At 54.8% G+C, this 13,858-nt stretch carries 13 protein-coding genes and 1 tRNA gene; 4 read left to right on the forward strand and 10 right to left on the reverse strand.

All coding sequences use genetic code 11. The annotated features are described in order from the left end of the window. Window positions 1-260: 260 nt before the first annotated feature. From M3668_RS03825 to M3668_RS03855, 7 genes are all read right to left on the reverse strand, one after another. On the reverse strand, window positions 261-1,124 hold the full coding sequence (locus M3668_RS03825) for an ABC transporter ATP-binding protein (RefSeq protein ID WP_251379459.1): 864 nt from the start codon (window positions 1,122-1,124) through the stop codon (window positions 261-263). Further along, window positions 1,111-2,016, reverse strand: coding sequence for an ABC transporter permease (locus tag M3668_RS03830; protein WP_251379460.1), 906 nt, complete (start codon window positions 2,014-2,016; stop codon window positions 1,111-1,113). The genes M3668_RS03825 and M3668_RS03830 overlap by 14 nt, the downstream gene beginning before the upstream one ends. Then, window positions 2,009-3,790 (reverse strand): glycosyltransferase family 4 protein, encoded by a 1,782-nt coding sequence (locus tag M3668_RS03835; RefSeq protein ID WP_251379461.1) that lies wholly within the window; start codon window positions 3,788-3,790, stop codon window positions 2,009-2,011. Before M3668_RS03835 ends, M3668_RS03830 begins: the two co-directional genes overlap by 8 nt. Further along, window positions 3,783-5,051, reverse strand: a complete 1,269-nt coding sequence (locus tag M3668_RS03840) for a glycosyltransferase family 4 protein (protein WP_251379462.1) — start codon at window positions 5,049-5,051, stop codon at window positions 3,783-3,785. Before M3668_RS03840 ends, M3668_RS03835 begins: the two co-directional genes overlap by 8 nt. A 178-nt stretch (window positions 5,052-5,229) precedes the next feature. Beyond that, window positions 5,230-5,892 (reverse strand): hypothetical protein, encoded by a 663-nt coding sequence (locus tag M3668_RS03845; protein WP_251379464.1) that lies wholly within the window; start codon window positions 5,890-5,892, stop codon window positions 5,230-5,232. Between the two features lie 87 nt (window positions 5,893-5,979). After that, window positions 5,980-6,486, reverse strand: coding sequence for an asparaginase domain-containing protein (locus M3668_RS03850; protein ID WP_251379465.1), 507 nt, complete (start codon window positions 6,484-6,486; stop codon window positions 5,980-5,982). A gap of 72 nt (window positions 6,487-6,558) precedes the next feature. Next, complete coding sequence (locus tag M3668_RS03855) at window positions 6,559-7,083, reverse strand: NAD(P)H-dependent oxidoreductase (RefSeq protein WP_251379466.1); 525 nt, start codon at window positions 7,081-7,083, stop codon at window positions 6,559-6,561. Between the two features lie 227 nt (window positions 7,084-7,310). Here M3668_RS03855 and M3668_RS03860 point away from each other — a divergent pair, with 227 nt between their 5' ends. Continuing rightward, window positions 7,311-8,162: a sulfurtransferase gene (locus M3668_RS03860; protein ID WP_251379467.1), complete on the forward strand. Its 852-nt coding sequence runs from the start codon at window positions 7,311-7,313 to the stop codon at window positions 8,160-8,162. Between the two features lie 10 nt (window positions 8,163-8,172). Here M3668_RS03860 and M3668_RS03865 read toward each other — a convergent pair whose 3' ends face one another. Together M3668_RS03865 and M3668_RS03870 are read right to left on the reverse strand one after the other, a co-directional pair. Further along, the gene (locus tag M3668_RS03865; RefSeq protein WP_251379469.1) at window positions 8,173-8,730 is read right to left on the reverse strand and encodes a hypothetical protein; all 558 of its coding nucleotides are present in this window, start codon (window positions 8,728-8,730) and stop codon (window positions 8,173-8,175) included. A gap of 614 nt (window positions 8,731-9,344) precedes the next feature. Further along, a complete protein-coding gene (locus M3668_RS03870) occupies window positions 9,345-10,121 on the reverse strand; it encodes a transposase family protein (protein ID WP_251379470.1) in 777 nt (258 codons plus the stop codon). Window positions 10,122-10,413: 292 nt separating this feature from the next. Here M3668_RS03870 and M3668_RS03875 point away from each other — a divergent pair, with 292 nt between their 5' ends. After that, on the forward strand, window positions 10,414-10,965 hold the full coding sequence (locus M3668_RS03875; RefSeq protein ID WP_251379472.1) for a YceI family protein: 552 nt from the start codon (window positions 10,414-10,416) through the stop codon (window positions 10,963-10,965). A gap of 1,053 nt (window positions 10,966-12,018) precedes the next feature. On the opposite strand, the gene M3668_RS03880 is transcribed toward M3668_RS03875, so the two are convergent. Next, window positions 12,019-12,091, reverse strand: a tRNA-Lys gene (locus M3668_RS03880). Window positions 12,092-12,205: 114 nt separating this feature from the next. Here M3668_RS03880 and M3668_RS03885 point away from each other — a divergent pair. Together M3668_RS03885 and M3668_RS03890 are read left to right on the forward strand one after the other, a co-directional pair. Further along, window positions 12,206-12,913, forward strand: coding sequence for a hypothetical protein (locus M3668_RS03885; protein ID WP_251379473.1), 708 nt, complete (start codon window positions 12,206-12,208; stop codon window positions 12,911-12,913). 327 nt (window positions 12,914-13,240) lie between these two features. After that, a complete protein-coding gene (locus M3668_RS03890) occupies window positions 13,241-13,858 on the forward strand; it encodes a DUF47 domain-containing protein (protein ID WP_251379475.1) in 618 nt (205 codons plus the stop codon).

Genomic DNA, 13,858 nt, shown 5'->3' on the forward strand with positions numbered 1-13,858 from the left:
CGTCTCAAATAAGGGCAGGTATTCGGCAAGAAGCTGTTACATCTGGCAGAGATACCTGTAGCAGATTTTAAGGACCCAAGTCTGTTGATTTGTTTACATCTGTTAGGGGGATATAGGGAGTTTAAACAGGGGCAACGGAGGGGCAGTTATAAATTTACCTCTTTATACTTTTTATAGATTGCTGACCTGTAATGAAGTGTAAAGATAAGTTCCGCACCAAGCAGTAGCCTAGAGGAACATTTTCTGTTGGCTTTCAGATTTCACGCCCCACTGTCCTGTACGTAGCCCTGCGCCCCCAACGCTTTCGCATCAGCCAGTAGCTGGGCAGCTTTAGCCTCATCGCCCTGGGCTAGGTTGTGGGCAAACCAGCGGTATTTGCGGGCTACTTCGCGGGCGTCCCCGTCCATGACAAACTCACCAAAGTCCAGCCAGATAGCTCGGTTGCAGAGATCCTCAATGGTCTGCGCAGCGTGGCTCACCAGGAACACCGTGCCAGCATCATCCAGCACCTCCTGCATCGCTTGGGCAGAACGCTCAGCATAGGCAGCATCGCCGGTTGAAAGCGCCTCATCAATCAGCATGATGCGGGGCTTAGCGGCCAGCGAGATAGCAAACCGCAGGCGGGCTCCCATACCAGAGGAGTAGGTACGCATGGGGCGGTCAATCGCCTCACCGATACCCGCAAGTTCAATGACCTTACGTTCAGCCTCAACTAACTGGTGCTTTTTCAGCCCCATAGCCAGGCAACCCAGAGCAATATTTTGGCGGCCAGTCAGCTCCTGGTTAAGAGCTGCACCCACGCCCACCAGCGAAGGCCGCGCAGACGCGTAAACCGTGCCTGTGGTGGACGATTCCAGACCGGCAATCACGCGCAACAGGGAGCTCTTCCCCGAACCGTTGCGCCCCACCAGACCAATGAATTCGCCTTCATGGGCAGTGAAAGAAAGGGGCTGAACCGCATGAACTATCTTGCGCACGCGGCGCCCCCTCAAACCACGCTGAGTGTAAACGGGGTAGTCCACCGATACCTGGTTAACCAAAATATTAGGTTGCTGGCTGAGCGGGTCAATACGGGGGTTACCTGGTGCCACCCGCGGAATAATCGTTCGCTTAGTTGAGCTCACGGCCAAAGACCTCCTCAGCACGCCAGAAAATGAAGAAACCCACTACAGCCGCTCCCACAGCCCAAGCGGCAGCAGTTAGCCAAGTTTCAAGGTTGCCAAAACTACCCCTCATGAGCACTTCACGGTAGAGGTCAATAAAAATGTAGAAGGGGTTAGCCTGAATAATCTGGGTGATTAGCGGATGCTCAACAAAACGCTCAATAGGAAAGATAACCCCAGAAGCGTAGAGCAGAACGCGGGTCACAAAGCTCAGGAGCTGCTGAATATCAGGCACCACGTACGCATACCGAGCAATCACTAGCGCCAAGCCCGTTAAGAACAGGGCATTCAAAGCGAAAACTGGCACAAAAGCCAGCCAGGAGACGGTGGGGAGCACGTGCGGCGGTAATACAGCTATACCTACTAGCATGACGGCCACAATAGCGCCCATCTGCATAGTCTGCCGCACCATCATCGAAATCGGCAGCGCCATGCGCGGGAAAGAGAAGGCTCGCATCATGGGCTTACCCTGAATCATGACCGACGCCGCGCCGTTGAGAACCCCAGACATATACTGGAACATCAAAATACCGATGATCAGATAGGCAAGGAAGTTATCCATGCCCCGAGATACTTGCAGCACCAGCCCAAACAAAACTCCGTAGAAAGCAATGTCAAGAACCGGCTTAGCCAAGAGCCAGAGAGATCCTAGTCGGTGGTTACTGTTCTGGGTGCGTACCTTGGTATGTGAATCAAACCAGATGTACTGGCGGCGGTCCCACACGTTTTTGAGGTAACGCCAGGCACCCACGCGCACCCCCACCGGTGCAAGGCGCCCCGAATGCACGTGGGGCACCACGTCAGTGAGCTCGCCGCTGACCCCTTCACGGGCATAATAAATTTTTTCAGCCATAGTTGCTCAGGGTCTTTCGGTACAGGGCTAAGAGAGTTTCGGCGTTGTGTGACCACAGGCGGGTGCGGGCAAAACGGCGGCCCCGTTCCACCGTCTCAGCACAAGCCTCTGGGTCAGTCAGAAATTCAGTGAGAGCCCGCGCCATATCTTCGGGGTTTCCAGTTTCAAACAGTTTACCTGCCCCCGGTGCCACAGCGTTATGGACTAACTCAGCTAGGGGTGGAATATCGCTCATCACCACAGGGCGCCCCACCGCCATCGCTTCGATAGGTTTAAGAGGGGTGACCGAACGGCACACCCGGTCATTCGTGCGCGGAACAGCAAAAATATCCAAGCTCTGATGGGCAAGGAGGGCATCTTCCGGTGCCAACTTACCGGTAAAGACCGCTGCTTTACCCAGGTTGAGCTCCGCAGCCAGATACTCTAGGGAGGCTCTAGCCGTGCCATCCCCCGCGATCAGCACTCGGACGTCCGCTCCGGCTGCCCGCAACAGAGCAACAGCACGCAGCAGGGTATCAAGCCCCTCATAGGGCACCACAGACGTGACGCTACCTACCCACTGCCCTTTGGCGTCCAGCCCCAGCTGCTGACGTGCCTGCTGTGAAGTGAGGTTCTGCTCAAAGAGCTGTTCAGATACCGCATTAGGAGCCAGCGCAATCTTTTCTGCCGGCACACCGCGTTCAACCAAAAGATCTTTCATGGTCTGAGACAGGGTCACCACGGCATCGGCTTCCGTGCAAAACTGTGTTTCTCTGGCCCTCAGGAGCGAGAAGCGCTCACTGGCTTCTGCCTGCTGGCGGGCGGCCTCAGTTTTCTTGCCCGAAACCCAGGTTTCTTCCATTACCCCGCGCACCTCGTACACCCAGGGCACCCCTAGGCTACGTGCCACTGCCTGCGCCACTAGGGCGTTCTGGTAGTTAGTGGTGGTGTGCACCAGGTCAATCTGCTGCCCCTCAGCCTCTCTAAGAATTGCGGCAACGCTCTGCTGCAAGCGCTGGGGCAAGGTGGCTCCCAGGCGCCAGGGCAAAAGGCGGCGGTAGATAATCTTATCTACCTGAGTTGTTCCCTCTGCCAGCAGACCACCCACCATCACCGGGTAGCCCACCCTGGTGACCGCAGTAATTTTCACCCCGGCATCTACCAGCGCACTCAGTAATCGGTGCGAGCGCAGTGTATACCCTGACTGGGTGGCGGGCAGTGAGTTAGTCAGCAAATGCAATACCGCTAACTCGCCTGTGTTGGACGCCGGTGAGGGCACCTTCGGTGCTGGTGAAGTGAGAGAGAAGGTGCGGTTAAGGGCAGTGGCTTCACCGCATAAACGCCGGGCGTAGGCCCTAGTGCCGGGGCTCTGTTGCGCGGTGGCTATCGCCTGGCTGACAGCCCCGGCATCCCAGGCGGCGCGTGCGCGCACGGTGGCGGGTAGAGATACATCCTGGTGATCAATGAGGCCGTAGCCCACTGCCACTTCAGCGGCTATACGACGTTGGAGGGAGCCAAGAAAATTCTGGTCCGGTTCTGCCAGCAGGCGCACAGCAGTTTCTGGCAGTTGCGCCGCACCCATAATCTGTTGCCCCAGCGCCCTGGTTCCGGCGCCGGGTAGCCGGCTGAGCACCCGACCAGCCATTACGCCTGCCCGGTGCGGTAGTTTACGGGTGACCTGTAGAGCAAGGAGGGCAGGGTCATCAATAGTGTGACGGACCGTGACCTGGGCTACCAACATAAGGTTACGAGCCAGACCTACTGCCCGCCCCACTTTTTTCTGTATCTCAATCATGCTTGCCCCTCCCCTGCCGCCAACGGTCTACTGCGCGCTCCAGCTTGGCAAGGTAGCGGCGTGAAAGTGTTCCGTAATTGTAGTCGTTATAGAGCAGGTAGCGCCCGGTGGTGCCCACCGCTAACTCTGTGGAGTTACCAATTAGTTGTTCCAGGGCATCAGCCAGAGCCTGGGCGTTCTGCGGCGGTACAACGGTGCTGACCCCTGAACGCTGCAAAATCATGGCTGCTTCACCGGCCACTAGACCGATGATTCTGCGTTGGGTAGAAAGCAACTCAAAGATTTTGGAGGGTACGGTGTGCCGAAAAGGTTTAGTGTCTTTCAGCGAGACAATTTCGACATCGGCCCACTGATAGGTTTTCTGTAAGTCAGCACGAGATACGGGGGGCTGAAAATCAACGTCCAGGGAGCGGCGGGCACCCTCCGCTTGAAGTACCGGCAGGTCTGCTCCGCTGCCTACTATACGAAGCTTCACCTGTTCTCTATATCCACGCTGGTACAGCTCCTCAAGAGCGTCAAGCAGTACGCTCAGACCCTGGCTGCGCCCCACTGTGCCCAGGTACTGAACCCGCAAGATGCCATCGCCGCGGTCAGTGTGCTCAAGCTCCATGAAGCTCGCTGTTTCAGCGCCGTTAGAGATCACTTCAACGTGCTTGATGCCCCGCTCTCTCAAGGTGGTGGCAAAGCCTTCAGTGGTGGTAATACAGGTAGCAGCCTGTTTCTGCAGTGCGGTGACGCTTCTAAAAACTGCGGCTTTTAGCAGGTGCCGAGGCAAAGACTGACGCGCTACCTGGGTGCTCATGTCACCGGTCACTACATCGGGCCAGGCATCTCTAAACTCCGCTATCAATGGGCGGTCGATAACCCTGCTGGCGGCACTGCCAGCCAGTAAGGACGGCAGACCCGGCACTGTTGCCACAATGACGTCCGGACGCCACCCGCCAGCTGCGGCTGACAGCGTCCACACCAAGGAACAGGTAGCAACTACTAGCTGATCAAGTAACCGCACAGTCCCCGAAAAACCATGTACCAGGTAGGGGGTGCGCACCACGGTCTCTCCTAGAGCGCCGGGGGCGGGTTTGAAAAAACTGTACTGGCCGCGCCACTGGGCGGCAGCTTGCCTGTCTGGGTAGTGCGGAGGAGGGCACACCACGCGCACCTCATGACCGGCGGATGTCCAATGCTCTATAAAAGCGGACCAGCGGCGCTGAGGTGCCCCTATTTCGGGTTCATAATAGTGTGTAAGAAGGAGTATTTTCATGGTGCGGTGTGCTGAGGTGTGGGCTGTTTGGCTTAGTCGCCCCTGCTTAAGCCTACTAGCCCACCCCCTTGTCACCTAACATTGCGACTCTCACCTTTTAACGCAAATACCCCCGGGTCACCTAGAGGCTTGAATAACAGCCGGTGGCCCCAGGGGGTATCTTCTAAAAATAGACCAGCTAGGAGCCCATGTAAGCGCGTTGCTTAAGCCACTGACCGTAGACCTGCATCTGACGAATGTAGGCATTACTGGGACGTAGCCACATCAACACGAGAGGAGCAATCGCGACGACTGATGCGAGTAGGCCCACCAGCATGGTCCAGTGGAAGAAGAGGAAGAAGGAGAAGATGCCGAGCAGACCCAGTACCTTGAAAGCCGCGTAAACGGTCAGAACGATACGTGCCCAGTTATGGCCCTTCACCAGGAAGATTGCCAGGATGATAAGAGCAGCGGAGAACAGTACAGTGCCACCGAGGGAGGTTACCAGTTCAAAGGTGCTGAGCTCCGTCGGTGCGTTAGCCAGTTCCGCTTCCAAGGTGGCTCTATCTTCTTCAGGGATAACACTGCCGAACATGCCCATCACGCCGTCCATCGAGGACTGCAGAAGCTCTTTCCAATACACAAGGCCCAGCACGGTGCTCACAATATTGAGCAACACAATGGCGTAAATGCTGTTCGCTGCCATTTTAATGGTGCCGGGGACAGCCGGCTTTTCCATATACTGAGGGAGCTCCTGGCCATAGACCTGTGCGTAGTTCTCGTAGGCACCCCCGCTATGAGTGGACGAGTAGCTGGGCGGTTGCTGCTGGTTGGGGTAGGTGCCGTAATTGTTCTCGCTCATAGCTTTGCTTTCTCGATCAGCTGGTGGAGTGGGACATGTTCCTTTTAATCTAGCAGGAGAGGTGATCTCTGCACCGTTCCCCTCACCTTAGTTCGCTTCAAAAATGCCGCGAGAGCGATCTTTTTTGACGTCTAAGGCAGGGAAGATTCGCGCGCTCATAGAAATATACACGCCTGGTTCTAGAAGGTTGAGGGCAGTCACCGCCGCCCCCAGGTTGAAGGACGCGTCCGAGGCGCGCATCGCAGCAGGCTGCATGGCGCCGGTGAGCACCACGACCTTTTGCCCCAGCGCTGCATGGGCTTGAAGGTAACGTGCTGTTTCAGGCATGGTGTCGGTGCCGTGGGTAATGATAATACGGTCGTTGTGCACCGCGTCCAGGGCCCTGACCAGTTCTGCCCGGTCAGCATCGGTCATATCTAGGCTATCGAGTTTCAGGACGCTCTGGATTTCAAATGTGGTATCGGTACGCACAAAGCTGAGCAACTCCGGGGCGGCAGGTTCACCAATTTCTAGCTCGCCGGCAACGGAGTAGACCTTGTCGAAGGTCCCCCCGGTGGTCAGCAAGGTAACGGTGGAGGCATTGTTGATGGTCATAATAATCCTCTTTTGTTCTCAGATTTTTAGCGCTGGGATTTTATTCTAGGGCGTTAGGGGTGAGGTCGGGCTCTAGCTGATTTTTTGGGCTAGCTCACCGGCTGCCCGGCGGATGCGGTCTAGCGTTCGCGCCTCATCCAAGGTGCCGGGGGTGGTGTAGACCCCGGTAGCACAGGTATCTGCGCCCAGGTAGCTGAAGAGCGGACGCAGGGCGTAGTCCAAGGCGAGCATGTGGCGGTGGCTGCCACCCGTAGCAGCCATGAGCAGGGGTTTTCCCCTGATGTCATCTGGTTCCACTAGATCCCAGAAGAGCTTGAAGAGCCCGGAATAGCTCGCTTTAAAAATGGGGGTTACGGTGATAATCGCGTCAGCTGCGCGCAACTGCTCAAAGAGGGCTACCAGGGTGCCGGGGGCATCCCCTTCCAGGTAATCAGCGATGTCATGGGTGTACTGCCCCAGGTGATGGGTGGAGTATTTGATGGAGGTTCCCGCCGGTAGCGCATCCTTCACGCTCTGCTGTAGCTTCTCAGCGAGTAATGCCGAGGCGGAGTGTCGTGCCGCCCCGGCTGTTACCACCGCAATGTTAAGAGTTGTCATGGTTCTATTATGCGGCTCTAGCGGTACATGCGCTCAACCGCACTAGACCATCGCTGTGCAAAGAGTGCCCGCTTGAGCTTTTGCGTGGGAGTCATCAGTCTCGGGTCAGCAACATCCACTTCAACCAGCTCAAACTTTTTCACCTGGCAGAGCGTAGCCTCACAGGTGAACTGCGAGGCTCGCGGTAAGGGAGGTAGCATGGAGGCACGTACCCGAGAGAAAGTAGCATGATGACCACCTCGCTAGAAGCACTTACCCTTCGCTTCCCCATCGTGGGGGCACAGTGGCTAGCCGCTCACCTTGCGGCGCCCAACCTGATTATTTTGGACGCTTCTGTGGGCGAGTTCTCTGGCGCTACCACGGGTGTTCCCGGCGCTCGCCGCTTTGATATTGACGGGCCTCTGAGCGCAGATGAAGGGGTGCACACCATGCTATCGGCGGACGTCTTTGAACAGCGGGTACGTGCACTGGGAGTGAATCGAGACTCAGCCATCGTAATTTACGACCGGCAGGGGCTCTTTTCTGCGGCACGCGGCTGGTTCATGTTCGTGGCGATGGGCCACGATAATGTGGCAATTCTGGACGGCGGGCTACCGGCTTGGCTCGAAGCTGGCTTCAACGAGCTCCCGCTTAACCGTGGGCCTTTTACCACCGGCTCTTTTGTGGCTGAGGATCGGGAACTGTTTGTGGACGCCCTGACCACCAAAGCCCTCGCCCAGCACGAGAGCGCGCAGGTGATTGATGTGCGCAGCACTGGCCGCTTTGCAGGGGTTGAGCCCGAACCCAGGGAGGGTTTGCGGGCAGGGCACATCCCCGGTTCGGTTAATCTGCCTTTCACATCTCTACTGGATGATCAGGGTGCATTTGTTGCCCCAGAGCAGCTGCGTCAGGCAGTGGACGCCGCTGCCGGAGGCAGACAGACCCTGGTCTTTAGCTGCGGTTCAGGTGTTACTGCCTGCATTGGGGCACTTGCGGCCTATGTCTCTGGTTACACTGAAATCGCTGTTTATGACGGCTCCTGGGCGGAGTGGGGCGCAACTGACCCGGCAGGCGTCCGCCCGGTCGAGCAAAAGCGCTAGATAGACACAGTTATGCTGGCTGTAGAGTACCCGCACGTTCAAAGGAATAGACCGTGCCGTTAACGGTGACAGAACGCGCTGTAATGACCTGCAGGGCCGTGATACATTTGCCCACAGTTGTTGTGAAGTAAGGCAGGGTGCTGGGGAACCACAGCTTATTGGTGGCGTTGTATTTCCACGTTCCATTAAACGTAGTGGTGTAGGCACGGTAGCCGGTTTTGGCGGGGGCAGCGGGGTCATAGACGAGGTTTGACCATTCATTCGCGGTCCCGCCTTTTTGAAACTGGGGTTGGCCAGCGGCGTTGGAAATATACTGGGTTACTTTGGTTGCGCCGATTTGTGCTGAAGCTGGGGCGTTTGAAACCCATAGCCCGCGTTGGGGGTAAGCACCCTGACCATTGATGGTGTAGGTCATTCCACCATACCGAGAGCAATTAGTTGTATTTAGCACCCAACCATCCAGGGCGGGCATGGAGGCGGCGTAGGCGGGTATAGTGGCTGTTGCTAGGACGGCGGGAGCGGCCCAAGCCGCCCCTTTAACGATGCTACGGCGGGATTGTTGCGACATAATATCCTCTGCGAGTGAGTGAATGATCGATATGACTATCTTTTTAGAATCAAATTCTACTACATCTACCCCGGGAGGTAACAGACCAGTAGCGCAGTTTTCCTCCTCGCTATCACACGTATCCTGATCTCATTTCTCATCATTAGCTTTATTGAACGCATGTAAAGAACTATTTAAGGCACGGACCCCATGCAACTTCTCACGTAGAGATTTTCCCACCAAAAAAGCCCCTCACCTGTTTTACCAAGTGAGGAGCTTTTACTGTGCGCCCTGTGGGGCTCGAACCCACGACCCACGGATTAAAAGTTCCAATCTACAGCCTCATGAATTGCAGTGAATATCTTCCGAAACATTGCAAGCTTCGCACGAGCGCCCACCTTTTCCCACGGGACGTACCCATTCATCATCTCACTACCATAAAACTCAGTATCTGGAGTCAGAGACGAGAACCATTCAGTCCCCCACTCCATCATCGACAGGCTCAAACACATAGCCCAAAAGTATAATGTTGATATAAATCACTACAATGTGCTACTATCTAGATATGCGCTAAGAGCACCATAGCCCAGCTATTTTGGATGAGTCATGATTACTCAGAAGCTACGCAAAGAGGCTTATTCAAAAGTCCTCCCAGCCGCATAAAACACCAACCCCCGAACCACCGCAAACACCCGCCCATACACGCTCAGCGGCCGCCGGAAACCTGTATGCAAAACCCGCCACGTCTTGACCTGCGCGATAACCCGCTCCACCACCGATCGGCGTGAATTAATGAACCTGTTCACCACCTTCACATCTGTAGGCATCCTGCGGGCTTTGCTGCGTCTTACTGGGGTGGCCAGCCCCAACCCGATGTAGTCTTTATCAGCTAAAGTGCTCTCATCAAGATACTTCTGCAGGTCATGATGTTTGAAGGCATAGACATCATGCCTAGCGCCAGGGACTGGGTCAGTGATGGCCAGTAGTTTCCCGTCCAGGGTGCAAATCACTTGATGGTTGAAACCAGCACGTTTATGCTTACCAGAAAAGTTTATTTTCCCTAATGAACGCCAGTTCCAGGTGGGAATCAGTGTGCCGTCGATAACCAGTGAACCAGGGATCTTCAGGCTGTTTTCTAAAGACTGTCCCAGCGGCCTGAAGACTTTCTCAAGTGCTTTTTCAACGGTGTTGAGGGTCCGTGAGATGGTGGGCTGGGAGGTGCTGAAGATTTCTGCGAGGAGTTCTTCGGTGAGGTTGTGTCGATGATAAAGCAAGGTCACTTTCAGCGCCTGGGCTAGGGTGAGCGCTGGCGGCCTTCCGCCTGGTTTTGCCCAGGTGATATGAGAGGTGAGGTCTGTCAGGAGCACGGTGAATTGCTGAGGTGTGAGTCCTGTTGTACGCTGGTGGAGCAACGGTTCTTCCGGTATGGCTTGAGGTTATTTGTAGTGATTTAATCCTCTTATTTTTGCCGCTGGTGGGGCCGTTGTCTAGTTGGTGGGGTGTGGGTGTGTTCCTACTTTTGAATAAGCCTCAGTACGTCTCAGTGTATTTACAGGTAGGGGAGAAGCGGTTTATATTGTTATAATTACATGCAGATTTTTGATGTCTTACCTGTACCTGTTGTCCCAAGTAAGACCTAGAATTTAAAAGCTGCGTAAACCTAAATTAAACGCGAACCCTAAAACGAAAGAATTAAATTAGATTATGAATCCGGATTTCATCGGACAATGGGATGTTGACGTTCAGCACTCCCGTTTTGGGTTCTCAGCTCGTCACGCAATGGTCACTAAAGTACGTGGCGAATTTGGTCAATTTGAAGGTAAGGCCAATATTAAAGATGTCGGGCAGGGTGAAAGCGAAGTAAATATTGTGCTTCACGTCGACAGCCTCGAAACCCGTAGCGGTGATCGGGACCAGCACTTGATGGGTGCTGACTTCTTTGATGCTGAAACCTACCCTACGATCACCTTCTCCTCAACGACTGTTGATGAAATTGATGAAGGCGCTTTTATCGTGACCGGAAACCTTACCATCCGTGAGGTTACGCGGGCTATCTCAATTCCGCTAGAACTCACCGGTATTAGCGAAGACTCCTTCGGTAACACGCGCGCTGGCCTAGAGGGAACCCGCCGTATTAACCGTAAAGACTGGGGACTTAAGTGGAACCAGGTGCTTGATAACGGCGGCGTAATGGTTGCCGATAAAATTACGCTTGAATTTGACCTCTCCCTGGTTAAGCTCGATTCCTCCTCATAGCCTTTTATGAGACCGGGCGAGAGGGGTCTCTGGTGAGCTGATCTTGCTTCACCAGAAGACCCCTTTTGAATAAGCCTCAAAGCACTCGCTATTGCCTGTATAGCGCTTGCCCCTGTTGCCATCTCTCATCAGGTTGCTTTCGCCTTTCCATTACCTATTGCTGATCAACCAGCGTCCAGCACCGCCAATCTTGAACTCGGTGAGTTAACCTCAGGTGTCGAAAGATATTTAGTCCCAACCAGTTCAGGTGTAGCATTCAATACAGAGGCGGCCCTAGCTGCTGGTGAACACAGCCAAATCATCCAGGCTGGCCAGAATTTTAATCGTATCCAGCAAGCCCAGAATCACGATTCCTCACCGCAACCAGCTCACACAAGCAACTCTTACAGCTCTGAACGCTATGCACAACCGCAAGGCATTAAGATTCCAGTTTGGGGTAATTGGTGTGGCCCTGGACATAGTGGCCCCGGCGCCCCCGTAGATACACTTGATACACTTTGCATGCGCCATGACAAGTGCTACGCACAACGCGGCTATCTCAGTTGCTATTGCGATGCTCAACTCAAGGCAGAAATCGACCGTTTTTCCCACAGGATGGGAAGCAAAGAAAGGGCCATGGCAGCAGCCGTAAAGCTTGCTTTTATGCATCCGGTATGCAACCCCTTTTCATAAGAAGCTACAAGAGATAATCAGGAATCAGTCATGAAATTGCGGGAGGGCACCTATCAGAAACTGGCTATAGCAATATTCATTCCTACGCTAGGTTGGTACATTGGGATTTTCTTCACTGGGACCCATTCGCCACAGGAAACCCTAATCACAGCAGTCGGCATTACTACTCTCTTCTTGCTATCTTCCCTCTTATTCGCCTTAGGGAAGATGGTTAAGACCGCTATCATAACTTTCCTCCTAGGTAGTACTAGCATCCTTATTCTGTTTCTTGTGGTCGGTTTCATTGAATCCCTGCAAGGAAACGCTTAAGCGAGCTTGAAAGGGACCTGCCCAGAGTAAAGAAAAACCCCTCACCTATCCTGCTAGGTGAGGGGTAATATGTGCGCCCTGTGGGGCTCGAACCCACGACCCACGGATTAAAAGTCCGATGCTCTACCAACTGAGCTAAAGGCGCATCCACTGAGCAAAACTCAGCAGAAACCACTATACACCCAACCCCTGCTGGGCACAAAAAAGGCTACCCCCTCTCCCTCCGCGCCGATATCGCAGTCAAGCTAAACTAAACGCTATGGCATCTCAGGCAAGGTATCACCGGCCGGTGAAGTTCTCCCCCGACCAATTCGACTATTACCCCGGTGGCACCAGCCCCGAGGAAACAACGCGCGCCGCGCACACCTCTGCGCGGCTCATTCTTGACCGCGGACGCGCCAGCACAGACCCTTCTGTCACTAAACGCCTGGTGCGCTTCACTGACGAGTTCGGCCTCGAAGCGGTTGCGCAGCTTTGGGCACAAGCAGCGCCTATCACCCTGCCTGGCTCCCTCTGGCGTATTTACGCGCTGCGCGGCGTCATCAGAAAGAACCCCGCACTCATCAGCCACTACTACCAGCGGGGTATGCACTCCAACTACGCAGCCTACGTGCTCGCCGGCGTCCCCTCACCACCTAACGCAGAAGAAATCTGCACCACCGTGGACGCCATTCTCGCCGGGGCCTTCACCGGCGAGTTCGATATAGCGCTCGAACGGTTCGCGGCCTTTTGCCGAGTACTCTCCCTGGGACAGGACGATGTTGCACTGGGTCTACGCCACGGACAGCTTAAGATGCAGGCGGATGCCCGAGACGAAACCCTCCACCGGTTCAGTCCCTCCGAAGAGGTTCGCTCTGAGGCTGCCAGTCGTGCCACCCGGCTAAGAGCAGGAGCGAAGAAACTGTTGAATACAGCCATAGGGCTAGAAACTTCTGCCGCTAAGTGGCGAGCCAGTACCCTTGACTAGAGACCGAGAAAAACTTTTCACTAAAAGTTGACAGACGAGACGAAGAAGAGAAAGATTAGTAACAGATGCCAGGCTGATAATAGGTAGCCCCGGGCTCCAAATATTTAGCCGCTTCGAGCGGCCTGTCGCCGAGAGGCGCTCCCAGCCTGGCATCGCTAAACTTCATCAAATATCCGGGTTTCCAGCTCAAATATCAGCACTGAGTGGGAGCCCGGTTTTTTGTACCCTGAAGTGCCAGGGCACCCACCGAACCATTCGTTAACTTTGCGGCTGTACCATGTTAGAGAATTCACCAACCATCGTTAACACACAGGAGACTGGCAGCCCATGCTTCAGCGCATGTTTCCCCAAGAAAACAGCTCTCTTAAAGCGCTTGCAGGTTTAGCAGATCAGGTGGCGGAATCAGCAGCTATTCTCTCTGAAATGGTTGGTTCCCCAGAGGAACGTTACCCAGAGCTCCTAGAACGCATGCTCAATCATGAGTCAACAACCGTAGACACACTCTTCACCACCATGACCGCAGTGCGCAGCTCCTTCTCTACCCCCATTCCCCGCGAAGATATCTATACCCTCGCTGTTGAGCTGAACACCGCCGTTGAGAAGTTAGCCTCGGCAGCTAACATCATGCACCTTTACACCATCGTCCGTTTCTCGCCCAAGGCCGCCACCTTACTTGACCTTATTCAGCGTCAGGCGATACTCACCAGCGCCATCATCCCGCGTCTAAGCGAGCTACAGAGTTTCGATGACTATTGGATTAACCTACTGCGGCTCAACAAGCAGGCGGTGCGCATCGCAGAGGAGTACGACGCCGACGCCCTGGGGCGCTATAAGCACACCCGCTACTTACAGACCACCGTCTTTATTCATAAACTGGTTGAAGCCTCCGAGGCAATGAAATCCGTTGCCACAGAAATTGGGCGTATCATCGTGCAGGAATTCTAG

It is taken from the genome of Rothia sp. P100 (genome assembly GCF_023712425.1).
GTDB lineage: Bacteria > Actinomycetota > Actinomycetes > Actinomycetales > Micrococcaceae > Rothia > Rothia endophytica.

Bases quoted from the DNA above. Each gene is read 5' to 3' on its own strand.
- M3668_RS03830 (WP_251379460.1), bottom strand. From the start codon at position 2,016: ATGGCTGAAAAAATTTATTATGCCCGTGAAGGGGTCAGCGGCGAGCTC.
- M3668_RS03835 (WP_251379461.1), bottom strand. From the start codon at position 3,790: ATGATTGAGATACAGAAAAAAGTGGGGCGGGCAGTAGGTCTGGCTCGT.
- M3668_RS03840 (WP_251379462.1), bottom strand. From the start codon at position 5,051: ATGAAAATACTCCTTCTTACACACTATTATGAACCCGAAATAGGGGCA.
- M3668_RS03845 (WP_251379464.1), bottom strand. From the start codon at position 5,892: ATGAGCGAGAACAATTACGGCACCTACCCCAACCAGCAGCAACCGCCC.
- M3668_RS03850 (WP_251379465.1), bottom strand. From the start codon at position 6,486: ATGACCATCAACAATGCCTCCACCGTTACCTTGCTGACCACCGGGGGG.
- M3668_RS03855 (WP_251379466.1), bottom strand. From the start codon at position 7,083: ATGACAACTCTTAACATTGCGGTGGTAACAGCCGGGGCGGCACGACAC.
- M3668_RS03860 (WP_251379467.1), top strand. From the start codon at position 7,311: ATGATGACCACCTCGCTAGAAGCACTTACCCTTCGCTTCCCCATCGTG.
- M3668_RS03865 (WP_251379469.1), bottom strand. From the start codon at position 8,730: ATGTCGCAACAATCCCGCCGTAGCATCGTTAAAGGGGCGGCTTGGGCC.
- M3668_RS03875 (WP_251379472.1), top strand. From the start codon at position 10,414: ATGAATCCGGATTTCATCGGACAATGGGATGTTGACGTTCAGCACTCC.
- M3668_RS03885 (WP_251379473.1), top strand. From the start codon at position 12,206: ATGGCATCTCAGGCAAGGTATCACCGGCCGGTGAAGTTCTCCCCCGAC.
- M3668_RS03890 (WP_251379475.1), top strand. From the start codon at position 13,241: ATGCTTCAGCGCATGTTTCCCCAAGAAAACAGCTCTCTTAAAGCGCTT.